Below are 20,443 nucleotides of genomic sequence, written 5' to 3'. Positions count from 1 at the left end.
GAGCCGCTCAGAGGCTGCCCTCGGGCACTCGCGCGGCCTCGACGCCCAGCGCCTCCACCGAGCGCACCCGGGCCGCCGGCAGGGCCACACGGAAGCGCGAGCCCTTGCCCACCTCGCTGTCGATCTTCAGCTCGCCGCCATGGCGCTGGGCCACGTGCTTGACGATGGAGAGGCCCAGCCCCGTGCCGCCGGTGTCGCGGTTGCGGCTGCCGTCGACACGGTAGAAGCGTTCAGTCAGGCGCGGCAAGTGCTCGCGGGCGATGCCAGGGCCGGTGTCGCACACGCAGATCTCGCCCGAGCCATCGGCCAGCAGACCGAAGCTCAGCTCGATGCGTCCGCCGTCCGGCGTGTAGCGCACGGCGTTGTTGGCCAGGTTGGCGACTGCGCTGAGCAATTCCGCCTCCACGCCAGCCAGCTCGGCCGCCGGCCCGCTCTCCAGCACCAGTTCATGGCGGCCGTTGGACAGGGCCGAGGCATCACTCAGCACACGCTGCAGCAGGGCCTGGACGCCCAGCCAGCGGTCCGCTCCCGGCCGCGGGCTGCCTTCGAGCTGCGCGAGGGTGAGCAGGTCGCTCACCAGGGACTGCATGCGCTGCGTCTGCTGGTTCATGAGGCTCAGCACGCGCTTGCGCTCCGGCTCGGTCAGCGGCAGGGAGGCCATGGTCTCGATGAAGCCCGCCAGCACCGTCAGGGGCGTGCGGATCTCGTGCGAGACATTGGCCACGAAGTCGCGCCGCATGGCTTCGGCGCGTTCGCGCTCGGTGATGTCCTGCGTCAGCACCAGGCGCATGCCCTCCCCATAGGCCCGGACCACCACGGCCAGGGTCAGCCGACCGCGCACGTGCGGGAGCACCAGCGGCTGGCTGTAGTCCCCTGACTGCAGCAAGGCCACGAAGGCCGGGAAACGCACGAGATTGGTCACGCGCTGGTCGCGGTCACGTTGCGGGTCCAGCGAGAAGTGATCGGCCGCGACGCGGTTGCACCAGCGGATGTGGTCCTCCGCATCCAGCATCAGCACGCCATTGGGCGAGGCCTCGATGGCGGAGAGAAACTGCAGCAGTTCCTGACGCTCGCGCTCGATGGCACGGTCACGGTCGCGCACGGCGCGCTCCACACGGTAGGCAAGCTCGCCCCAAAGCCCGCGATCACGCGGCGCCGAGCCGGCCAGCGCTCCCCGCAGCCACTGCATGAGGCGGTGCGCACGCAGCGAATCCACCGTGAACAGCGCGGCCACGCCGATCAGCGAGCCCGTCAGCGGAGGCAGCCAGGGCAGTTGCGGCCACCAGCGGCCCAGCAGCCAGGCAAGACCTGCCCCCAGCAGCACCGCCAGCGCCGCCAGTACGACGCGAGGCAACATCCAGGTCATTTCAATTCCTGCAACTTGACCCGGCACGGGTCATTTCGCGACACGTTCCGAGAGGCCCCATCAAGCGGAAACGGCAGCCACCTGCTGGGTCAGGCGATAGCCCGCCCCGCGCACCGTCTCGATCATGCGCTGGCACTGCACCTTCTCCAGGGCCTCGCGCAGGCGCTTGACGTGCACGTCCACCGTGCGTTCCTCGATGAAGACATGATCGCCCCACACGCGGTCCAGCAGCTGCGAGCGGCTGTGCACGCGCTCCGGGTGCGTCATGAAGAAATGCAGCAGGCGGAACTCGGTCGGGCCCAGCTTCACCTCCACGCCATCGCGGCTGACGCGCCGCGTGCCGGGGTCCAGGCTCAGCTGGCCGACCTCGACCACCGAGTCCAGGGCCTCGGGCGCCTTGCGACGCAGCACGGCGCGGATGCGGGCGAGCAGCTCGTTGGTCGAGAAGGGCTTGGTGAGGTAGTCATCGGCGCCGGCGTCCAGGCCGGAGACCTTGTCGCTCTCCTCCGCACGGGCCGTCAGCATGATGATGGGCAGCTCCTTGGTGCGTGCGGCAGAGCGCCACATCCGGGCCAGGCCGATGCCCGACTGGCCCGGCAGCATCCAGTCCAGCACCACCAGGTCAGGCAGCACACGGTCCACTTCGAGCTGGGCCTGGTCGGCGCTGCCGGCCAGGGTCACCTCGAAGCCCGCATGGCGCAGGTTGATGGAAATGAGTTCGGCGATGGCGGCTTCGTCCTCGACGACGAGAATGCGGCTCATGATTGGTGCTCCTTGTCGTTGAGGGTCAGGGCTTGACCATGGTGGCCACGGCGTCCGGCGTGTTGTGACGCACGTCCGTGCCCTTCACCACGTAGATGATCACCTCGGCGAGGTTCTTGGCATGGTCGCCCACCCGCTCGATGGCCTTGGCCACGAAGATCAGGTCGATACAGGCCGAGATGGTGCGCGGGTCTTCCATCATGTAGGTGATCAGCTTGCGCATCAGGCCGTCGAACTCCTTGTCGATGGCGTCATCCTGCTTCAACACTTCCAGGGCACGATCCACATCCAGGCGAGCAAAGGCGTCCAGGGCCTTGCGCAGCTGGGCGGTGGCGAGTTCGGCCTCGAAGCTGAGATCGGACATGGGCAGGCGCAGCCGGCCGGACACGCCCTCGTTGATCAGGCGCTGCACGGTGCGGGCCACGCGGGCGGCCTCGTCGCCCACGCGCTCCAGATTGGCGATGGTCTTGGACACCGCGATCAGCAGGCGCAGGTCCCGCGCCGTGGGCTGGCGCCGGGCGATGATGCTGGAGAGGTCGCGATCGATCTCGACCTCCATGGCGTTCACCCGGTCTTCGGTCTTGAGCACGGTGCCGGCCAGGTCGGCGCTGAAATTGATCAGGGCCTCGACCGACTGCGCCACCTGCGCCTCGACCAACCCGCCCATCTCCAGCACACGCGTGGAGATGCCGCTCAGCTCGGCATCGAACTGGGTGGAGAGATGCTTGTCACTCATTCTTTTGCTCCTTGTGGCGGCCGGCCCTCACGGCCGGCCGCCCTTGCTTTCCTCGGCACAGGCCCCGCCTGCGCCCCGACATCCACGGTGCCTCGGCTTCAGCCGAAGCGCCCGGTGATGTAGTCCTCCGTATCCTTGCGCTTGGGCTTCATGAAGAGCTCGGCGGTGGGACCGAACTCGATCAGGTCGCCCAGGTACATATAGGCCGTGTAGTCCGAGCAGCGAGCCGCCTGCTGCATGTTGTGGGTCACGATGGCGACCGTGTAATCGGTCTTGAGCTCGTGGATCAGTTCCTCGATCTTGCCCGTGGAGATGGGATCCAGGGCCGAGCAGGGCTCGTCCAGCAGCAGCACCTCAGGCTTGATGGCAATGCCGCGGGCGATGCACAGGCGCTGCTGCTGACCGCCGGAAAGGCCGGAACCGCTCTGGTTGAGCTTGTCCTTGACCTCGTTCCACAGCGCGGCCTTCTTCAGGGCCCATTCCACGCGCTCGTCCATCTCCACCCGCGGCAGGGTCTCGAAGAGACGCACGCCGAAGGCGATGTTGTCGTAGATGGACATGGGGAACGGCGTGGGCTTCTGGAAGACCATGCCCACCTTGGCGCGGATCAGGGAGACGTCCTCACCGCTGGAGAGGATGTCGCTGCCGTCCAGCAGGATCTCGCCTTCCGCGCGCTGCTCGGGATAGAGCTCGAACATGCGGTTGAGCGTGCGCAGCAGCGTGGACTTGCCACAGCCGGAGGGCCCGATGAAGGCGGTGACCTTCTTCTCGGGAATGTCCAGGTTGATGTTCTTGAGGGCGTGGAAGTTGCCGTAATAGAAGTTCAGGTTGCGCACCGACAGCTTGGCACGCTCCGTCACGGGCATATCGACCTTGGTATCCATGAGTCTCTCGCTTCAGTGCTTTTTCTTGAACAGGACGCGCGCCAGGATGTTCAGCGCCAGCACGCCCATCGTGATGAGGAAGACCCCCGCCCAGGCCAGCTTCTGCCAGTTCTCGTAGGGGCTCATCGCGAACTTGAAGATGGTGACCGGCAGGCTGGCCATGGGCTCGCCCAGCGACGAGGTCCAGAACTGGTTGGACAGCGCCGTGAACAGCAGGGGCGCGGTCTCGCCGGAGATGCGGGCCAGGGCCAGCAGCACGCCGGTGATCACGCCGGCGCGGGCCGACTTCAGCGTCACCGACAGGATCACCTTCCACTTGGGCGTGCCCAGGGCATAGGCCGCCTCGCGCAGGGCGTTGGGCACCAGGCTCAGCATGTTCTCGGTCGTGCGGATCACCACCGGGATCACGATCAGCGCCAGGGCCAGCACGCCGGCCAGACCCGAGAAGGTCTTCATGCGCGACACCACCACCGCATAGACGAAGAGGCCGATCACGATGGACGGTGCCGAGAGCAGAATGTCATTGATGAAGCGGACCGAGGATCCCAGCCGCGTCTTCTGCCCGTATTCGGCCAGGTAGACGCCGGCCATGATGCCGATGGGCGTGCCCAGCAGCGTGGCCAGGCCCACCATGGTGATGGAGCCGAAGATGGCATTGGCCAGGCCACCGACTTCCGCCTGCGGGGGCGGCGTCATCTCGGTGAAGGTGGCCCAGTTGAGGCCACCCAGGCCGAGGCGGACGGTCTCGAAGAGGATCCAGATCAGCCAGAACACGCCGAAGGCCATGGCCGCCAGGGACAGGGTCAGGGCGATGGCATTGGTGCGCTTGCGGCGCGCGTGGTGGCGCAGGCGCCGGGGGTCCATCGCGGGAGCAACGGAGGTGTTCATGCGCGGGCTCCTTCGCTCTTCTTCAGGCGGCTCAGCAGGACCTTGGAGAAGCTCAGCACCACGAAGGTGATGAAGAACAGCACCAGGCCCAGGTAGATCAGCGAGGCCTGGTGCAGGCCCTCGCCGGCTTCGGCAAACTCGTTGGCCAGGGCCGAGGTGATGCTGTTGGCGGCCTCGAAGATGGAGGGCGAGTTCAGCTGGTTCATGTTGCCGATCACGAAGGTGACGGCCATGGTCTCGCCCAGGGCTCGGCCCAGGCCCAGCATCACGCCGCCGACCACGCCGGTCTTGGTGAAGGGCAGCACGACCTTCCACACCACTTCCCAGGTCGTGGCGCCCAGGCCGTAGGCCGATTCCTTCAGCATGGGCGGCGTGACCTCGAAGACGTCGCGCATCACCGAGGCGATGAAGGGGATGATCATGATGGCCAGGATGATGCCGGCCGAGAGGATGCCGATGCCCACCGGCGGGCCGGTGAACAGCGCGCCGAGGTAGGGCACGCCGTCGAACAGCTTCTGCAGCGGCTGCTGCACGAAGGTCGACAGGATGGGGCCGAAGACCAGCAGGCCCCACATGCCATAGACGATGGAGGGCACGGCGGCCAGCAGCTCCACGGCGATGCCCAGAGGGCCGCGCAGCCAGCTGGGCGACAGCTCGGTCAGGAAGATCGCGATGCCGAAGCTCACCGGCACGGCGATCAGCAGCGCGATGAAGGAGGTCATCAGCGTGCCGTAGATCATCACCAGGCCGCCGAATTTCTCCTGCACGGGATCCCAGTCCTTGCTGATCAGGAAGCCCAGGCCGAACTCGCGGATCGCCGGCATGGCGCCCAGCAGCAGGGACAGCAGGATGCCAGCCAGCAGCGCCAGCGTCAGCCAGGCGGCGCCTTGTGCGAGTCCTGCGAACAGCGCGTCGGCCCACGGCAGGGTGCGGCGGCGCTCAGGCGGCTGGCCCTGGGGCAGCGCCTTCTTCTGTGCGCGTTCCCGGTCGGTGGTGTCGGTCATAGGGGGAGTCAGTACGGCAGCCATGGATACCTCCACGATACGGTGCTTGAGCAGTTCAGGCGATACGCACAAGCCCCGGCGCCGGGCAGCAGCGTCGGGGCTTGTGTCGCATGGGCATCTGCTTCTATGGTGCTTACTTGTGGCTGATGGCCTTGCCGGCGGCGTCCTTGATCTGGTCCGCCCACTGCTTGCGGACCAGGTCCTTGACCGAGGCGGGCAGCGGCACGTAGTCGAGGTCGTCGGCCATCTTGTCGCCCTGGCTGTAGGCCCAGTCGAAGAACTTCAGGCTGGCGGCGGCGGCGGCGGGCTTGTCCTGCACCTTGTGCATCAGGATGAAGGTGGCGCCCGTGATGGGCCAGCTGTCCTTGCCGGCTTGCTCGGTCAGCACCTGGTAGAAGCTCTTGTTCCACTCGGCGCCGGCGGCGGCGGCCTTGAAGGCGTCATCGCTGGGCGAGACATAGTTGCCGGCCTGGTTCTTCAGCTGCACATAGGCCATCTTGTTCTGCTTGGCGTAGGCGTACTCCACGTAGCCGATGGAGTTGGGCAGGCGCATCACAAAGGCCGACACGCCTTCGTTGCCCTTGCCGCCGGTGCCCGTCGGCCAGTTCACCGCCGTGCCCTCGCCCACCTTGCTCTTCCATTCGGCATTGACCTTGGAGAGGTAGTTGGTGAAGAGGAAGCTGGTGCCGGAGCCATCGGCGCGGCGCACCGGGGCGATGGTGGCGTCAGGCAGAGCCACGCCGGGGTTCAGCGCGGTGATGGCTGCGTCGTTCCACTTGCTGATCTTGCCCAGGTAGATGTCACCCAGCACGGCGCCGGTGAGCTTGAGCTGGCCCGGGGTCACGCCCTTGATGTTGACCACGGGCACCACGCCACCGATCACGGTGGGGAACTGCAGCAGGCCGTCCTTGGCCAGTTCGTCGTCCTTCAGCGGCGCGTCGGAGGCACCGAAGTCCACGGTCTTGGCCTTGATCTGGCGGATGCCGGCACCGGAGCCCACCGACTGGTAATTGATGCGGGCGCCATTGGCCTTGTGATAGGCGTCGGCCCACTTGGCATACACAGGCGCCGGGAAGGAGGCGCCAGCGCCCGTCACGTCCTGCGCCTGAGCCAGGCCGCAGGCGGCAGCAAATGCAGTCATCAGGAGGCCGGTGCGGATCAGCTTGTTTGTCATGTCAGTCCTATCGCGTTTTGGGTTGTGGAGCGATGAACGGAATGCTATGACCGGTCTGTGACGGGTGCGTGACACAAATGACAGCCGCATTCCCCCTGCTGACCGGGGCAGCTGAATTGTCATGTGATCTTCACTGCCCTGTCATGTCGCCTGCCTACGCTGCCGGGCATTGCTCATTCACAGCCAAGGTGGAGACCCGACATGACACATCTGACCCGCATCCTGGCGCTCAGCGCCGCCCTCTTCGGCCTGGTGGCCTGCGCCACGACCCCGGCACCGGCCCCGCTGGCCGACACCCTGGGCCGCGATCCCCAGCTGAGCACCTTCAACCGCCTGGTCGAGCAGGCCGGCCTCACCGAGGAGCTGCGCGCCGCCGGCCCGCTGACGGTGTTCGCTCCGTCCGACGAGGCCTTCAAGGCCCTGCCCGCCGCCACCCTGAACAAGCTCAGCCAGGACAAGGAACAGCTCAAGGCCGTCCTGCACCTGCACATGCTGGCCAGCAAGCTGCCGGCCGCCGAAGTGAAGAACAGCAGCCCCAAGAGCCTGCAGGGCAGCGCCCTGGCGCTGGCACGCGCCGGTGAGTTCGTGACGGTGGAGGACGCCGTGGTCCAGCGTGCCGACATCGGCGCCACCAATGGCGTGGTCCATGTGATCGACCGCGTGCTGCTGCCGGCCAAGAAGTAAGCCGGCCGCCGGCTCCTCGGCCGGCATGCCTCGATGCCAAGCACCCAATGCAAAGGGCGCCCTTGTGGGGCGCCCTTCTTGCGTTCGGATCGCGGACCGTGGTGCGCGGATCGCTGAGGTGGATCAGGCGCGCACGGTGGCCGCCATGCGCTCGGCGCAGGACTGGGCCAGGGCCGCATCGCTGGCCTCGACCATCACCCGCAGCAGCGGCTCCGTGCCCGAGGCTCGGATCAGCACGCGCCCGCGGTCGCCCAGCTCGGCCGTCACCTCGGCCTGCACGCGCGCCAGCTCGGCATTGCCCTTCCAGTCCTGGCCGGGCTGCATGCGGACGTTGATCAGGGTCTGCGGGAACAGCGTCACGCCCTCCAGCTGCGCGGACAGGCTCTTGCCCGTGCGGCAGATGGCCGACAGCACCAGCAGCGCGCTGACCATGCCGTCGCCGGTGGTGTGCTTGTCCAGGGCCAGCAGGTGACCCGAGCCCTCGCCGCCCAGCTGCCAGCCGCGCGAGATCAGCTCTTCCAGCACATAGCGGTCGCCCACCTTGGCGCGGACGAAATCGACGTCGCGTTTCTTCAGCGCCAGCTCCACGGCCATATTGGTCATCAGGGTGCCCACGGCGCCCGGCACGCGCTGGCCCTGGGCCAGGCGGTCCGCAACCATCACGTAGAGCAGCTCGTCACCGTTGTAGAGGCGGCCTTCAGCGTCAACGAACTGCAGGCGGTCGGCATCGCCATCAAGGGCAATGCCGTAGTGCGCGCCGTGTTCCTTGACGGCCTTCACCAACGCGGCCGGTGCCGTGGCACCGACACCATTGTTGATGTTGAAACCGTCCGGGCTGCAACCGATGGAGATGACCTCGGCGCCCAGCTCATGCAGCACGTCCGGCGCCACGTGGTAGGCCGCGCCGTGGGCGGCATCGACCACCAGCTTGAGGCCGCGCAGGCTCAGGTCCTGGCTGAAGGAGGCCTTGCAGAACTCGATGTAGCGGCCACGCGCATCCTGCAGGCGGCGAGCGCGCCCCAGACTGGCGGAATCCACCCAGGCGGCGGGCTCTTCCAGGGCCTGCTCCACGGCGATCTCCCAGGCATCCGGCAGCTTCTCGCCCTTGGCGGAGAAGAACTTGATGCCGTTGTCCGCGAACGGATTGTGCGAGGCCGAGATCACGACGCCGAGGTCCTGGCGCAGGGCGCGCGTCAGATAGGCGACGCCCGGCGTGGGCAGCGGGCCGGTGAGCCACACGTCCACGCCGGCGGAAGCGAAGCCCGCCTCCAGCGAAGACTCCAGCATGTAGCCGGAGATGCGCGTGTCCTTGCCAATCAGCACGCTGGGGCGCGCCGCGCCATTGCGGCGCAGCACCTTGCCCACGGCATGGCCCAGGCGCAGCATGAAGTCCGGCGTGATCGGCGATTGGCCGACGGTACCGCGGATACCGTCCGTCCCGAAATAGCTACGGCTCATTGCGAGCTTCCTCCGAATTTTGAATGGTTGGCATTCTCGCCGATCAAGCCGGCTCAGGCGCCTGCGCCACCGCCCGCCCCCCATACCTGCAGGGCGTCCACCGTGGCGGCCACATCGTGCACCCGCAGCACCCGCGCCCCATGGCTGAGGGCCAGCAGGGCCGCCGCCAGGCTGCCCGGCAGACGCTGGTCGACCGTACGCCCCGTAACAACTCCGATGGCCGATTTGCGCGACAGACCGGCCAGCAGGGGATAGCCCAAGGCCAGAAGCTCCGCCTGCCGACGCAGCAGCTCGAAGTTCTGCTCGACGGTCTTGGCAAATCCGTAGCCCGGATCCAGCACGATGCGATCGGCCGCCACGCCCTGCCCTCGCAGCACCTGGGCCCGCTCGCTCAGGAACTGAGCCACCTCCTGCACCACATCGCCATAGTCGGTCAGGGACTGCATGCTGCCGGGGTCACCGCGCATGTGCATGAGGCAGGCGCCCAGCTGCGGATGGGCCTGCATCACCGCCTCCGCGCCGGGGTCGCGCAGGGCAAGGATGTCGTTGAGGATGTCCACGCCCAGGTCGGCCGCGCGGCGCATCACCTCGGCCTTGCAGGTATCGATGGACACCGGCACACCGAGGCGCAGGGCGCCGCGCAGAACGCCTTCGATGCGCTGCCATTCCTCGTCCACGCTGAGGCGCGGCGCGCCCGGGCGGCTGGACTCCCCCCCGACGTCCAGGATGTGAGCCCCCTCCTTCAGCAGCTGCTCGCAATGTGCCAGCGCCGCGGCGGTGCCGGCGTGCTGGCCGCCATCGGAAAAGGAATCGGGCGTCGCGTTGACGATGCCCATGACCTGCGGCGTCCGAAGGTCGATACGAAAACGGGTGGTCTGCCAGAACATCGCTTGCAAGAGCCCGGCTGGGCTCCATCGGGTCGGTAGAAAAGAAAAAGGCCCGTCTCAGGGAGACAGGCCTCGTGCTTCAAGGCAGCGGATCAGGCGGCTGCCGGCGCGCCATCCGTGCTGACCGGCGGCGTGCCGCCATTGCTGGAGCCGCTGCTGGTGCTGGGCGATTCGCCAGGACCGCGGGGCGGCTTGCCGGCCATGATGTCCAGCACCTGATCGCGGTCGATGGTCTCCCACTTCATCAGGGCCTCGGTCATGGTCTCGACCTTGTCGCGGTTGTCCTCGAGGATCTTCTGGGCCACGGCGTACTGCTCGTCCAGGATGCGGCGCATCTCGGCATCGACCTTCTGCTGCGTGTTCTCGCTGATGTTGGCCGTCTTGGTCATGTTGCGGCCGAGGAAGACTTCGCCCTCGTTTTCCGCATAGACCATCGGGCCCAGCAGCTCACTCATGCCGTAGCGGGTGACCATGTCGCGGGCGATGCGGGTGGCACGCTCGTAGTCATTGGAGGCACCCGTGGAGATGTCCTTGACGAACAGGTCCTCGGCGATGCGGCCACCGAAGAGGATGCTGATCTCGTTGAGCATCTGCTTGTAGTAGCGGCTGTACTGGTCACGCTCGGGCAGCTGCCAGGTCACGCCCAGGGCGCGGCCGCGAGGCATGATGGTGACCTTGTGCACCGGATCCGTGCCGGGCAGGCACTCCGCCACGATGGCATGGCCGGACTCGTGGTAGGCGGTGGCCCGCTTTTCCTCGTCCGTCATGACCATGCTCTTGCGCTCGGGGCCCATGTAGAGCTTGTCCTTGGCGCGCTCGAAATCGATCATCTCGACGGTGCGGGCATTGCGGCGGGCAGCGAACAGGGCCGCCTCGTTGACCAGGTTGGCCAGGTCCGCACCGCTCATGCCGGGCGTGCCACGGGCGAGGATGGATGCATTGACGTCCTGACCGATGGGCACCTTGCGCATGTGCACGTTCAGGATCTGCTCGCGGCCGCGGATGTCCGGCAGGGTCACGTAGACCTGGCGGTCGAAGCGGCCGGGGCGCAGCAGGGCCGGGTCCAGGATGTCCGGGCGGTTGGTGGCGGCGATCACGATGACACCGAGGTTGGTGTCGAAGCCGTCCATCTCGACCAGCATCTGGTTGAGGGTCTGCTCGCGCTCGTCATTGCCACCGCCCAGGCCGGCACCGCGGTGACGGCCGACGGCGTCGATTTCGTCGATGAAGATGATGCAGGGCGCGCTCTTCTTGGCCTGCTCGAACATGTCACGGACACGGGCTGCGCCCACGCCCACGAACATCTCGACGAAGTCGGAACCCGAGATCGTGAAGAACGGCACCTTGGCCTCGCCGGCGATGGACTTGGCCAGCAGCGTCTTGCCGGTGCCCGGAGGGCCGACCATCAGCACGCCACGGGGAATGCGGCCACCCAGCTTCTGGAACTTCTGCGGATCCTTGAGGAAGTCCACGAGTTCCTTGACCTCTTCCTTGGCCTCGTCGCATCCGGCGACGTCGGCAAAGGTGATGTTGTTGTTGGCCTCGTCCAGCATGCGAGCCTTGGACTTGCCGAAGCTGAAGGCACCGCCCTTGCCGCCGCCCTGCATCTGGCGCATGAAGTAGATCCACACGCCGATCAGCAGGATCATGGGACCCCAACTGATGAGCAGGGTCTGCAGCACGGACGGCTCGTCGTCGGCCTTGCCGACCACCTGCACGCCGTACTTCATCAGGTCACCCACCATCCACAGATCACCGGGCTGGACGATGGAGTAAGGCACGCCATCGTTGGGCGTGACCTTGATCACGCGCCCTTGCGTCTCGACCCGCTTGATCTTGCCGGCCTTCGCGTCGTCCATGAACTGGGTATAGGTCACGGCATCGACAGGGCGCTGCTTGTCGAACTGCTTGAACACGGTGAAAAGCACCAAGGCGATCACCAGCCAAACAGCTACCTTCGAGAACCACTGATTGTTCACCGCGACTCCTTATTCCATTCCACATGCCGCAGGGAGCGGCTGATGCACGGCATATGGGGTTGATTCTATTGCAGTCAAGGGCTGAGACCTGATTGTCAAATCCTTGCCGCGCGATAGCCAAAAGTCGCGCTTGCGACTTTTGCGGCACTCCGGCTTGACCTACTTCAAACCCATGCCCACCAGAAAGGTCTCTGCGGAGCGGTCCCGCGAGGCCTTGGGCTTGACGGCCTTCACCTTCTTGAAGGCCTTCCTGAACAACTCCACCAGCTGGTTGTAGCCACTGCCATGGAAGACCTTGGCCACCAGCACGCCCTCGGGCTTGAGGTGCTGCTGGGAGAAATCGATGGCCAGCTCGATCAGGTGCTCGATGCGCGCGGCATCGGTGATCTCGATCCCGGAGAGATTCGGGGCCATGTCCGAAACGACCACGTCCACCGGCTTGCCCTCCAGCGCTGCCTCCAGCTCATGCAGCACGGCCTCCTCGCGGAAGTCGCCCTGGATGAACTGCACACCCTCGACGGGCTCGAACTCCAGCAGGTCCAGCGCGATGATGGTGCCATTGAGCTCACCGACCGCGGCACCGCCCGCCCCCGCCTGCTTGGGCGCGAACTTGCGGCGCAGGTACTGGCTCCAGGCGCCCGGCGAGGCGCCGAGATCCACGACGACCTGTCCCGGCTTGATCAGCCGCAGTTCCTCGTCGATCTCCTTGAGCTTGTAGGCCGCCCGGGAGCGGTAGCCCTCCTTCTGGGCTTGGCGCACATAGGGGTCGTTGACGTGGTCGTTGAGCCACGCCTTGTTGATCTTCTTGCTTTTGCTGTCGATTTTCATGATTTGGAGCGTCTGGCCCGATAATACGGCCATGCCTGCGATTCAACTGACCCCTGCCCAGCGCAAGGAAAAACGTGCCGACGCCCATCACCTCGACCCCGTCGTGATGATTGGCGCCGATGGACTCACGCCTGCCGTCGTGAAAGAAACCGACCACGCCCTGAAGGCCCATGGCCTCATCAAGGTGCGCGTGATGTCCGATGACCGCGAGATGCGCGGCGCCATTCTCGATCAGCTCGCTGACGAACTCGATGCCGCGCCCATTCAGCACATCGGCAAGCTGCTGATCCTGTGGCGCCCCATCCCCGAGAAGGAGCGCAATGAGCGCGAGGGCGGCATGCCCGCACCCAAGGTGGTGAAGATCGTGAAGTTCTCCAAGAACGGCAACAGCCGCCCAACCATCAAGAAGGTCCAGCTGCTGGGCAACCAGCGCGTGGCCCAGGGTGGCGAGATCAAGCGCGCCAGGCCCAAGCAGCGCAGCGTGAAGAAGCGCGTCACCGACTGAACACCGCTGGCACCAGCCGGCCGGGACCGCCACCTTCGGGTGCCGGTCCTTTTTTCATGTCTGCGAAGGGTTCAGCGTCGGCTGGTCCGCCAGGCCAGACTCAGCACCAGCAAGGCTTTGAGCGCGAAGATGCCTGAGGAGATGCCGTGCAGCGCCCCAAAGCTGAGCGCGCCCTGCCCTGCCCGCGCCTCTGCCATCAGCGGCTGCAGGCCGTAGTAGCCCAGCACCACGCAGAACAGCGCGCCCAGCGGCAGCAGCAGCTCCGGCGTCGTGATGCGTGCGGACTCTGCATCCCGCTGCACACGGCGCTCCATCATCACCAGCAGCAAGCCGAGCACCAAGCCCAGCTGCGCATCCAGCTCGAACAGCCGCCCCACATACCGCCCCGCCTCCGGCCGCGCCAGCACGCCAAACGCCACCGGCGCTGCGACACCTGCCACGCACAGAAGAAAGCCGCTCCACAGAGCGGCCAGCAAAGCCCGAACACGCATCAGCATCGGCCGGCTCCGTTGACATGAGCCACCACACCCTGAGTCCCCGCACTGCCTTCCCGAGTGAAGGCCGGGGATCCGGCTCTGCCGGGCCCGCGGCCTTGCCCACTTGAGGGGGCCGGCGAAGCCGGTAGGGGGTGGTCAGACATACCGGACTTCGACAATCTCGTAGCGCTTGACGCCACCCGGCGCATGCACCTCGGCCACGTCACCGGCTTCCTTGCCGATCAGCGCGCGGGCGATGGGCGAGGAGATGGAGATCAGGCCCAGCTTCAGGTCGGCCTCGTCATCACCGACGATCTGGTAGGTCACCTCGTTGCCGGTGGCTTCCTCTTCCAGGTCCACGGTGGTGCCGAACACGACCTTGCCACCGGCGTCGACCTCGGACGGATCAATGACCTGGGCCGCAGCGAGCTTGCCCTCGATCTCGAGGATGCGGCCTTCGATGAAGCCCTGCTTGTCCTTGGCGGCCTCGTACTCGGCGTTCTCGGACAGATCGCCCTGCGCACGCGCCTCGGCGATGGCGTTGATCACGGCATGACGCTCGACCGTCTTGAGTCGATGCAGTTCTTCCTTCAGCTTTTCAGAGCCGCGCTTGGTCAGAGGGATCGTGGCCATACATGGAACCTTGATAGACAAAACAAGACCGCCGCGGAAGCTCGCTAGGGAGCCGCGGCGGCGGTTTTTGGGGCCGGACCGGGCTCCCTGCACTGAGGGAGCGATCCGGCAGGACTGAAGTTTAGTTCAGTTCGGTGTGCAGCTCCTGAAGGGATTGCACCAGCAGGCCGTCCTTGTGCTTCATGCCCTCCACGGCGGCCTCGCAGCCGGCCATGGTGGTGTAGTAGGTCACGCGATTGGCCAGAGCAGCCTGACGGATGTGGCGGCTGTCGGCAATGGCGGTGCGGGTCTCGTCCACGGTGGTGAAGACCAGCTGGATGTCGCCACCCTTGATCATGTCCACGATGTGCGGGCGGCCGTCCTTGACCTTGTTGACCAGCTGGACCGGCACGCCGGCCTCGGCAATGGCAGCAGCCGTGCCCTTGGTGGCGACCACGCCGAAGCCCAGGGCATGCAGGTCACGGGCAACGGCAACGGCGCGGGCCTTGTCGTTGTTCTTCACCGTGATCAGCACATTGCCCTGGCGCGGCAGGCGGCTGCCTGCGCCCAGCTGGCTCTTGAGCATGGCCTCGCCGAAGGTGCGGCCGGCGCCCATGACTTCACCCGTCGAACGCATTTCCGGGCTGAGGATGGGATCCACGCCAGGGAACTTGTTGAAGGGGAAGACGGCTTCCTTGACGCTGAAGTACGGCGGCACGACCTCATGCGGCACCTCGCCCTTGCGGTCCTTCTGCTGGGCCAGCTTCTGGCCGGCCATGCAGCGCGCGGCGATCTTGGCCAGCTGCTGGCCCGTCGCCTTGGACACGAAGGGCACCGTGCGCGAGGCACGCGGGTTCACTTCCAGCACATAGACCTGGTTCTCGGCCAGGCCCTTGGTGACGTCACCCTGGATGGCGAACTGCACGTTCATCAGGCCGACCACCTTCAGCGCGCGGGCCATGGCCGCGGTCTGGCGGCGCAGCTCGTCCTGCAGCTCGGCGGACAGCGTGTAGGGCGGCAGCGAGCAGGCGGAGTCGCCCGAGTGAATGCCGGCGGCCTCCACGTGCTCCATGATGCCGCCGATCATCGTGGCCTCGCCGTCGGAGATGCAGTCCACGTCGACCTCGACGGCGTCCTGCAGGAAGTGGTCCAGCAGCACCGGGGACTTGTCGGAGACGCGCACCGCTTCGCGCATGTAGCGCTCCAAGTCCTTGTCGCCGTGCACGATCTCCATCGCACGACCGCCCAGCACATAGCTCGGGCGCACGACCAGCGGGTAGCCGATCTCCTGCGCCAGCGCGACGGCCTCGTCCTCGCTGCGCGCGGTGCGGTTGGGCGGCTGCTTCAGGCCCAGGGTGTGCAGCAGCTTCTGGAAGCGCTCGCGGTCCTCGGCGATGTCGATGGAATCAGGCGTCGTGCCGATGATGGGCACGCCGTTGGCTTCCAGGTCCAGCGCCAGCTTCAGCGGGGTCTGGCCGCCGTACTGCACGATCACGCCGACGGGCTTTTCCTTGTCGACGATCTCCAGCACGTCTTCCAGCGTGACCGGCTCGAAGTAGAGGCGGTCCGAGGTGTCGTAGTCGGTCGAGACGGTCTCGGGGTTGCAGTTGACCATGATGGTCTCGTAGCCATCCTCGCGCATGGCGAGGGCGGCGTGGACGCAGCAGTAGTCGAACTCGATTCCCTGGCCGATGCGGTTCGGGCCACCGCCCAGCACCATGATCTTTTTCTTGTCCGTCGGGGCGGCCTCGCACTCCTCGTCATAGGTGGAGTACATGTAGGCCGTCTGCGTCTCGAACTCGGCCGCGCAGGTGTCCACACGCTTGTAGACCGGGCGGATGCCCTGGGCATGACGGGTGCGGCGCACCTCGTGCTGATTGGTGCCCAGCAGCTTGGCGATGCGCTTGTCCGAGAAGCCCTTCTGCTTCAGGAAGCGCAGCTCGTCCTTGCTCAGCGAGGCCAGATTGCGGCCCTTGAGGCTTTGCTCGATGTGGATCAGCTGCTCGATCTGGGCCAGGAACCAGGGATCCACGGCGGTCTCGTCAAAGACCTCCTGCAGGCTCATGCCGATGCGGAAGGCGTCGGCCAGGAAAAGAATGCGCTCGGGGCCGGGCTCACCGATTTCCTGAACGATTTCTTCACGGTCGGTCGAGCGCTCGGTCAGGCCGTCGATGCCGGTCTCCAGGCCACGCAAGGCCTTCTGGAACGATTCCTGGAAGCTGCGGCCCATGGCCATCACTTCGCCCACCGACTTCATCTGCGTGGTCAGGTGCGAGTCGGCCATCGGGAACTTCTCGAAGGCGAAGCGCGGGATCTTGGTGACGACGTAATCGATGGAGGGCTCGAACGAGGCCGGCGTGGCGCCGCCGGTGATGTCGTTCTTCAGCTCGTCCAGCGTGTAGCCCACGGCCAGCTTGGCGGCCACCTTGGCGATGGGGAAGCCCGTGGCCTTGGAGGCCAGCGCCGAGGAGCGCGACACGCGCGGGTTCATCTCGATCACGATCATGCGCCCGTTCTTCGGGTTGATCGAGAACTGCACGTTGGAGCCGCCGGTGTCCACGCCGATCTCGCGCAGGATGGCGATGGAGGCGTTGCGCAGCAGCTGGTATTCCTTGTCGGTCAGCGTCTGGGCCGGGGCCACGGTGATGGAGTCACCGGTGTGGATGCCCATGGGGTCCAGGTTCTCGATGGAGCACACGATGATGCAGTTGTCCGCCTTGTCGCGGACCACTTCCATCTCGTACTCCTTCCAGCCGATCAGCGATTCCTCGATCAGCAGCTCGTTGGTGGGCGAGAGGTCGAGGCCGCGCTTGCAGATCTCCTCGAATTCCTCGGGGTTGTAGGCAATGCCACCGCCGGTGCCACCCAGCGTGAAGCTGGGGCGGATCACCATGGGGAAGCCGGGGCCGCCGATCTCGGCCTGGATGCGTTTCTGCACCGCCCAGGCCTCTTCCATGGTGTGGGCGATGCCGGACTTGGCCGAGTCCAGCCCGATCTTGGTCATCGCGTCCTTGAACTTCAGGCGGTCCTCCGCCTTCTCGATGGCCTTCTCGTTCGCGCCGATCATCTCGACGTTGTACTTGGCCAGCACGCCGTGCTTGTGCAGGTCCAGCGCGCAGTTCAGCGCGGTCTGGCCGCCCATGGTGGGCAGGACGGCGTCCGGGCGCTCCTTGGCGATGATCTTCTCGACCACCTGCCAGGTGATGGGCTCGATGTAGGTCACGTCCGCCGTGTCCGGGTCCGTCATGATGGTCGCCGGATTGCTGTTGACCAGGATGACCTTGTAGCCCTCTTCGCGCAGGGCCTTGCAGGCCTGGGCGCCGGAGTAGTCGAACTCACAGGCCTGGCCAATGATGATGGGGCCGGCGCCGATGATGAGGATGCTCTTGATGTCGCTGCGTTTTGCCATTGTTTGTTCTCCTTCTCTGTCGGCCTCAGGCCTTGGCCATCAGACCGATGAAACGGTCGAACAGGTAAGCGATGTCATGCGGGCCCGGGCTGGCCTCGGGGTGGCCCTGGAAGCAGAAGGCGGGCTTGTCGGTGCGGGCCAGGCCTTGCAGCGTGCCGTCGAACAGGCTGATGTGCGTGGGGCGCAGATTGGCAGGCAAGGTGGCGGCATCCACAGCAAAACCGTGGTTCTGGCTGGTGATGGAGACGCGCTGGTTGTCCAGGTCCTTCACGGGGTGGTTGCCGCCGTGGTGGCCGAACTTCATCTTGAAGGTCTTGGCGCCGCTGGCCAGGGCCATGATCTGGTGACCCAGGCAGATGCCGAAGGTCGGGATGCCGGCCTCGATCAGCTGGCGGGCCGCCTCGATGGCGTAGTCGCAGGGTTCCGGATCCCCGGGGCCGTTGGACAGGAAGACGCCATCCGGCTCGAGGTCGAAGACCGCGCTGGCGGGCGTCTGGGCCGGCACGACGGTGATCCTGCAGCCGCGCGAGGCCAGCATGCGCAGGATGTTGCGCTTCACACCGAAGTCGTAGGCGACCACATGGAACTTGGGCGCGGTCTGTTCGCCGTAGCCCTTGCCCAGCACCCATTCGGTCTGGGTCCAGGTCTCGCGCTCGGGGCGGGACACCACCTTGGCCAGGTCCTGGCCAGCCATGCTGGGGGCTGCCTTGGCACGTGCGATGGCGTCGGCGATGTGGGCGTCGGTGATGGCTTCGCCCGCAGGGAGCGCCAGGATGCAACCGTTCTGGGCGCCATGGGTGCGAAGCACGCGGGTGAGTCGGCGGGTGTCGAGGCCGGCGATGGCCACCGTGCCTTCGTCCTTCAGGTACTGCTGGAGGCTGCGCGTCTTGCGGAAATTGGAATCAAGGACGGGGACTTCCTTGATGATCAGGCCTGCGGCAAAGATCTTCTGGGCCTCGACGTCCTCATCGTTGACGCCGTAGTTGCCGATGTGCGGATACGTCAGCGTGACGATCTGCCGGCAATAGCTGGGGTCGGTGAGGATTTCCTGGTAACCGGTGAGCGAGGTGTTGAACACCACTTCGCCGACGGTATGACCGGCAGCGCCGATCGAGGTGCCTTTGAAGACCGTGCCGTCTGCCAGGGCGAGGATCGCTGAGGGGGAGGAAAGCAGATCGGGCAGCACGGGATTCTCCGTTATTGTGCGCGCCCAGCTCTGCTCTGAAAAAGCCGCCACACACCAGGAGGTCTGAGGCGGCTTGTGCGGTCCCGAAAGCTGCTTGGCGCAGCTTCCGAAAAGACCTGAATCCGATGGGGAAACGGTTCGAGTTTCGCTGGGTGCGGGGTGGTTGCGGGTAAACCTGCTAAGTATAACCGAGCAGGGTAATTACCGAGCGAAGTTCCGCACAAAAAGTCCCGTCATCGATGGCGGTGTCATTCGTGTGAAACGAACCCTCGCAGGCCCAGCTGCTTGTCCTCAGCCCAGAGCGGCGATACCGGCGCGTGCGATCTGCGCGTCCTCGCTCGACTTCACGCCGCTGACCCCCACGGCGCCTACGCAGAAGCCCTCCACCATCACCGGCACGCCGCCCTCCAGCAGGCCGCTCAGGCCCGGCGCACTGAGGAAGGACACCCGGCCCTGGTTGATCATGTCTTCATAGACCTTGGACTCGCGGCGGCCCAGCGCGGCCGTGTGCGCCTTGGCTGGGGCGATCTGGGCCGAGATGGCGGCGGCACCGTCCAGGCGCTGCAGCCACATCAGGTGGCCGCCGTCGTCCACGATGGCGATGCTGACCGCCCATTGGTTCTTCAGCGCCTCGGCTTCGGCGGCGGCGGCGATGCGCTTGACGTCATCCAGGGCGAGGTAGGGCTTTTGCTTCATGAGGAGATCCCGTGATCTTGAGAATTGCAGACAAGGCCTCACTTTAGCCTCAGGCCATCGCGGGATTCGGCGCAAGAATGGCAAAACAGTCGCGCGCCTCACCCTAGAATCGGCCAGCCTGCCCATCCCGGGCGGACTGTCAATGAAACCGGAGAAATTCATGTACGACGTTCAAGGTCAACTCGGCAGCTTTGCCCAAGGCCTGGCCGCCGACCGGCAGCGCGTGCTGCGCAATACTTACTGGCTGCTGGCGCTGTCCATGGTGCCTACCGTGCTGGGCGCATGGATTGGCGTGAGCACTGGCATTCTGTCGACCCTGGGTACCGGAGCCAGCCTCGTCCTGTTCATGGTGGGCGCCTTTGGCCTGATGTTCCTGGTCGAGAAGACGAAGAACAGCGCTGCCGGCGTCGCCTCGCTGCTGGCCTTCACCTTCTTCATGGGCCTCATGCTCTCCCGCCTGCTGAGCTTCGTGCTGGGCTTCAAGAACGGCCCCTCGCTGATCATGACGGCCTTTGCCGGCACCGGCGTCATCTTCCTGGCCATGGCCAGTCTCGCGACGGTGATCAAGCGGGACCTGTCCAGCATGGGCAAGTTCCTGTTCATCGGCGCCATCATCATGCTGGTGGCCGGCCTGGTGAACGTGTTCCTGCAGTCTTCGGCCCTGATGCTGACACTGATGGTGCTGTCCATGGCCGTGTTCTCGGCCTTCATGGTGTATGACGTCAAGCGCATCATCGACGGCGGCGAGACCAACTACATCAGCGCCGCGCTCGCCATCTACCTGGACATCTACAACGTGTTCCAGAACCTGCTGGCGATGCTGGGCATCCTCGGCGGCGAGCGCGACTGAGCGCCTGCGCCCCCGCAGGTCATCCCGGCCTGCAGGAGACGCCAAAGTACAAAGGGCTC

19 protein-coding genes are annotated in these 20,443 nt (G+C 65.9%); 3 read left to right on the top strand and 16 right to left on the bottom strand.

The annotated features are described in order from the left end of the window. Window positions 1-7: 7 nt before the first annotated feature. The 7 genes from phoR to pstS all read right to left on the bottom strand — a co-directional run bounded on the left by phoR (window position 8) and on the right by pstS (window position 6,814). Entirely contained in the window at window positions 8-1,366 is a 1,359-nt protein-coding gene (gene phoR / locus O9Y01_RS16870) for a phosphate regulon sensor histidine kinase PhoR (protein ID WP_269632760.1), read from the bottom strand. 60 nt (window positions 1,367-1,426) lie between these two features. Then, on the bottom strand, window positions 1,427-2,128 hold the full coding sequence (phoB, locus tag O9Y01_RS16865) for a phosphate regulon transcriptional regulator PhoB (RefSeq protein ID WP_269632759.1): 702 nt from the start codon (window positions 2,126-2,128) through the stop codon (window positions 1,427-1,429). Between the two features lie 25 nt (window positions 2,129-2,153). Further along, the gene (phoU, locus tag O9Y01_RS16860) at window positions 2,154-2,864 is read right to left on the bottom strand and encodes a phosphate signaling complex protein PhoU (protein WP_269632758.1); all 711 of its coding nucleotides are present in this window, start codon (window positions 2,862-2,864) and stop codon (window positions 2,154-2,156) included. Window positions 2,865-2,962: 98 nt separating this feature from the next. Further along, window positions 2,963-3,748 carry a phosphate ABC transporter ATP-binding protein PstB gene (gene pstB / locus O9Y01_RS16855; RefSeq protein WP_269632757.1) on the bottom strand — a complete coding sequence of 262 codons (786 nt, stop codon included), beginning with the start codon at window positions 3,746-3,748 and terminating at the stop codon, window positions 2,963-2,965. A 12-nt stretch (window positions 3,749-3,760) separates the two neighbouring features. Then, window positions 3,761-4,636: a phosphate ABC transporter permease PstA gene (gene pstA, locus O9Y01_RS16850; protein WP_269632756.1), complete on the bottom strand. Its 876-nt coding sequence runs from the start codon at window positions 4,634-4,636 to the stop codon at window positions 3,761-3,763. After that, entirely contained in the window at window positions 4,633-5,640 is a 1,008-nt protein-coding gene (pstC, locus tag O9Y01_RS16845) for a phosphate ABC transporter permease subunit PstC (RefSeq protein WP_269632755.1), read from the bottom strand. The genes pstA and pstC overlap by 4 nt, the downstream gene beginning before the upstream one ends. Window positions 5,641-5,773: 133 nt before the next feature. Beyond that, on the bottom strand, window positions 5,774-6,814 hold the full coding sequence (gene pstS / locus O9Y01_RS16840) for a phosphate ABC transporter substrate-binding protein PstS (RefSeq protein ID WP_269632754.1): 1,041 nt from the start codon (window positions 6,812-6,814) through the stop codon (window positions 5,774-5,776). Window positions 6,815-7,015: 201 nt separating this feature from the next. Here pstS and O9Y01_RS16835 point away from each other — a divergent pair, with 201 nt between their 5' ends. Next, complete coding sequence (locus O9Y01_RS16835; protein WP_269632753.1) at window positions 7,016-7,498, top strand: fasciclin domain-containing protein; 483 nt, start codon at window positions 7,016-7,018, stop codon at window positions 7,496-7,498. A gap of 123 nt (window positions 7,499-7,621) precedes the next feature. Here the strand turns inward: O9Y01_RS16835 and glmM are convergent, their stop codons facing one another. From glmM to O9Y01_RS16815, 4 genes are all read right to left on the bottom strand, one after another. Then, on the bottom strand, window positions 7,622-8,956 hold the full coding sequence (glmM, locus tag O9Y01_RS16830; RefSeq protein WP_269632752.1) for a phosphoglucosamine mutase: 1,335 nt from the start codon (window positions 8,954-8,956) through the stop codon (window positions 7,622-7,624). A gap of 53 nt (window positions 8,957-9,009) precedes the next feature. Beyond that, a complete protein-coding gene (folP, locus tag O9Y01_RS16825; RefSeq protein WP_269632890.1) occupies window positions 9,010-9,843 on the bottom strand; it encodes a dihydropteroate synthase in 834 nt (277 codons plus the stop codon). 92 nt (window positions 9,844-9,935) lie between these two features. Next, window positions 9,936-11,822, bottom strand: a complete 1,887-nt coding sequence (ftsH, locus tag O9Y01_RS16820; RefSeq protein WP_269632751.1) for an ATP-dependent zinc metalloprotease FtsH — start codon at window positions 11,820-11,822, stop codon at window positions 9,936-9,938. A gap of 159 nt (window positions 11,823-11,981) precedes the next feature. Then, entirely contained in the window at window positions 11,982-12,650 is a 669-nt protein-coding gene (locus tag O9Y01_RS16815; protein WP_269632750.1) for an RlmE family RNA methyltransferase, read from the bottom strand. Window positions 12,651-12,681: 31 nt separating this feature from the next. Between O9Y01_RS16815 and yhbY the strand changes: the two genes are divergently transcribed. After that, window positions 12,682-13,155 (top strand): ribosome assembly RNA-binding protein YhbY, encoded by a 474-nt coding sequence (yhbY, locus tag O9Y01_RS16810; RefSeq protein ID WP_269632749.1) that lies wholly within the window; start codon window positions 12,682-12,684, stop codon window positions 13,153-13,155. A gap of 71 nt (window positions 13,156-13,226) precedes the next feature. On the opposite strand, the gene O9Y01_RS16805 is transcribed toward yhbY, so the two are convergent. The 5 genes from O9Y01_RS16805 to O9Y01_RS16785 all read right to left on the bottom strand — a co-directional run bounded on the left by O9Y01_RS16805 (window position 13,227) and on the right by O9Y01_RS16785 (window position 19,534). Next, a complete protein-coding gene (locus tag O9Y01_RS16805) occupies window positions 13,227-13,652 on the bottom strand; it encodes a DUF4149 domain-containing protein (RefSeq protein WP_269632748.1) in 426 nt (141 codons plus the stop codon). A 135-nt stretch (window positions 13,653-13,787) separates the two neighbouring features. Next, window positions 13,788-14,264 (bottom strand): transcription elongation factor GreA, encoded by a 477-nt coding sequence (gene greA / locus O9Y01_RS16800; RefSeq protein ID WP_269632747.1) that lies wholly within the window; start codon window positions 14,262-14,264, stop codon window positions 13,788-13,790. 121 nt (window positions 14,265-14,385) lie between these two features. Then, window positions 14,386-17,652 carry a carbamoyl-phosphate synthase large subunit gene (gene carB / locus O9Y01_RS16795; RefSeq protein WP_269632746.1) on the bottom strand — a complete coding sequence of 1,089 codons (3,267 nt, stop codon included), beginning with the start codon at window positions 17,650-17,652 and terminating at the stop codon, window positions 14,386-14,388. Window positions 17,653-17,677: 25 nt separating this feature from the next. Continuing rightward, window positions 17,678-18,838 (bottom strand): glutamine-hydrolyzing carbamoyl-phosphate synthase small subunit, encoded by a 1,161-nt coding sequence (carA, locus tag O9Y01_RS16790; protein ID WP_269632745.1) that lies wholly within the window; start codon window positions 18,836-18,838, stop codon window positions 17,678-17,680. Between the two features lie 291 nt (window positions 18,839-19,129). After that, entirely contained in the window at window positions 19,130-19,534 is a 405-nt protein-coding gene (locus O9Y01_RS16785) for a GlcG/HbpS family heme-binding protein (RefSeq protein WP_269632744.1), read from the bottom strand. Between the two features lie 160 nt (window positions 19,535-19,694). Between O9Y01_RS16785 and O9Y01_RS16780 the strand changes: the two genes are divergently transcribed. Then, the gene (locus tag O9Y01_RS16780) at window positions 19,695-20,384 is read left to right on the top strand and encodes a Bax inhibitor-1 family protein (RefSeq protein WP_269632743.1); all 690 of its coding nucleotides are present in this window, start codon (window positions 19,695-19,697) and stop codon (window positions 20,382-20,384) included. Window positions 20,385-20,443 lie beyond the last annotated feature (59 nt).

This window comes from Pelomonas sp. BJYL3 (assembly GCF_027257975.1).
GTDB lineage: Bacteria > Pseudomonadota > Gammaproteobacteria > Burkholderiales > Burkholderiaceae_C > Roseateles_B > Roseateles_B flavus.
This window is presented reverse-complemented; position numbering and strand designations above follow the sequence as displayed.

What these genes read in the sequence shown, in the direction of transcription:
- phoR (WP_269632760.1), bottom strand. Translation starts at nt 1,366, where the DNA reads ATGACCTGGATGTTGCCTCGCGTCGTACTGGCGGCGCTGGCGGTGCTG.
- phoB (WP_269632759.1), bottom strand. Translation starts at nt 2,128, where the DNA reads ATGAGCCGCATTCTCGTCGTCGAGGACGAAGCCGCCATCGCCGAACTC.
- phoU (WP_269632758.1), bottom strand. Translation starts at nt 2,864, where the DNA reads ATGAGTGACAAGCATCTCTCCACCCAGTTCGATGCCGAGCTGAGCGGC.
- pstB (WP_269632757.1), bottom strand. Translation starts at nt 3,748, where the DNA reads ATGGATACCAAGGTCGATATGCCCGTGACGGAGCGTGCCAAGCTGTCG.
- pstA (WP_269632756.1), bottom strand. Translation starts at nt 4,636, where the DNA reads ATGAACACCTCCGTTGCTCCCGCGATGGACCCCCGGCGCCTGCGCCAC.
- pstC (WP_269632755.1), bottom strand. Translation starts at nt 5,640, where the DNA reads ATGACCGACACCACCGACCGGGAACGCGCACAGAAGAAGGCGCTGCCC.
- pstS (WP_269632754.1), bottom strand. Translation starts at nt 6,814, where the DNA reads ATGACAAACAAGCTGATCCGCACCGGCCTCCTGATGACTGCATTTGCT.
- O9Y01_RS16835 (WP_269632753.1), top strand. Translation starts at nt 7,016, where the DNA reads ATGACACATCTGACCCGCATCCTGGCGCTCAGCGCCGCCCTCTTCGGC.
- glmM (WP_269632752.1), bottom strand. Translation starts at nt 8,956, where the DNA reads ATGAGCCGTAGCTATTTCGGGACGGACGGTATCCGCGGTACCGTCGGC.
- folP (WP_269632890.1), bottom strand. Translation starts at nt 9,843, where the DNA reads ATGTTCTGGCAGACCACCCGTTTTCGTATCGACCTTCGGACGCCGCAG.
- O9Y01_RS16815 (WP_269632750.1), bottom strand. Translation starts at nt 12,650, where the DNA reads ATGAAAATCGACAGCAAAAGCAAGAAGATCAACAAGGCGTGGCTCAAC.
- yhbY (WP_269632749.1), top strand. Translation starts at nt 12,682, where the DNA reads ATGCCTGCGATTCAACTGACCCCTGCCCAGCGCAAGGAAAAACGTGCC.
- O9Y01_RS16805 (WP_269632748.1), bottom strand. Translation starts at nt 13,652, where the DNA reads ATGCTGATGCGTGTTCGGGCTTTGCTGGCCGCTCTGTGGAGCGGCTTT.
- greA (WP_269632747.1), bottom strand. Translation starts at nt 14,264, where the DNA reads ATGGCCACGATCCCTCTGACCAAGCGCGGCTCTGAAAAGCTGAAGGAA.
- carB (WP_269632746.1), bottom strand. Translation starts at nt 17,652, where the DNA reads ATGGCAAAACGCAGCGACATCAAGAGCATCCTCATCATCGGCGCCGGC.
- O9Y01_RS16785 (WP_269632744.1), bottom strand. Translation starts at nt 19,534, where the DNA reads ATGAAGCAAAAGCCCTACCTCGCCCTGGATGACGTCAAGCGCATCGCC.
- O9Y01_RS16780 (WP_269632743.1), top strand. Translation starts at nt 19,695, where the DNA reads ATGTACGACGTTCAAGGTCAACTCGGCAGCTTTGCCCAAGGCCTGGCC.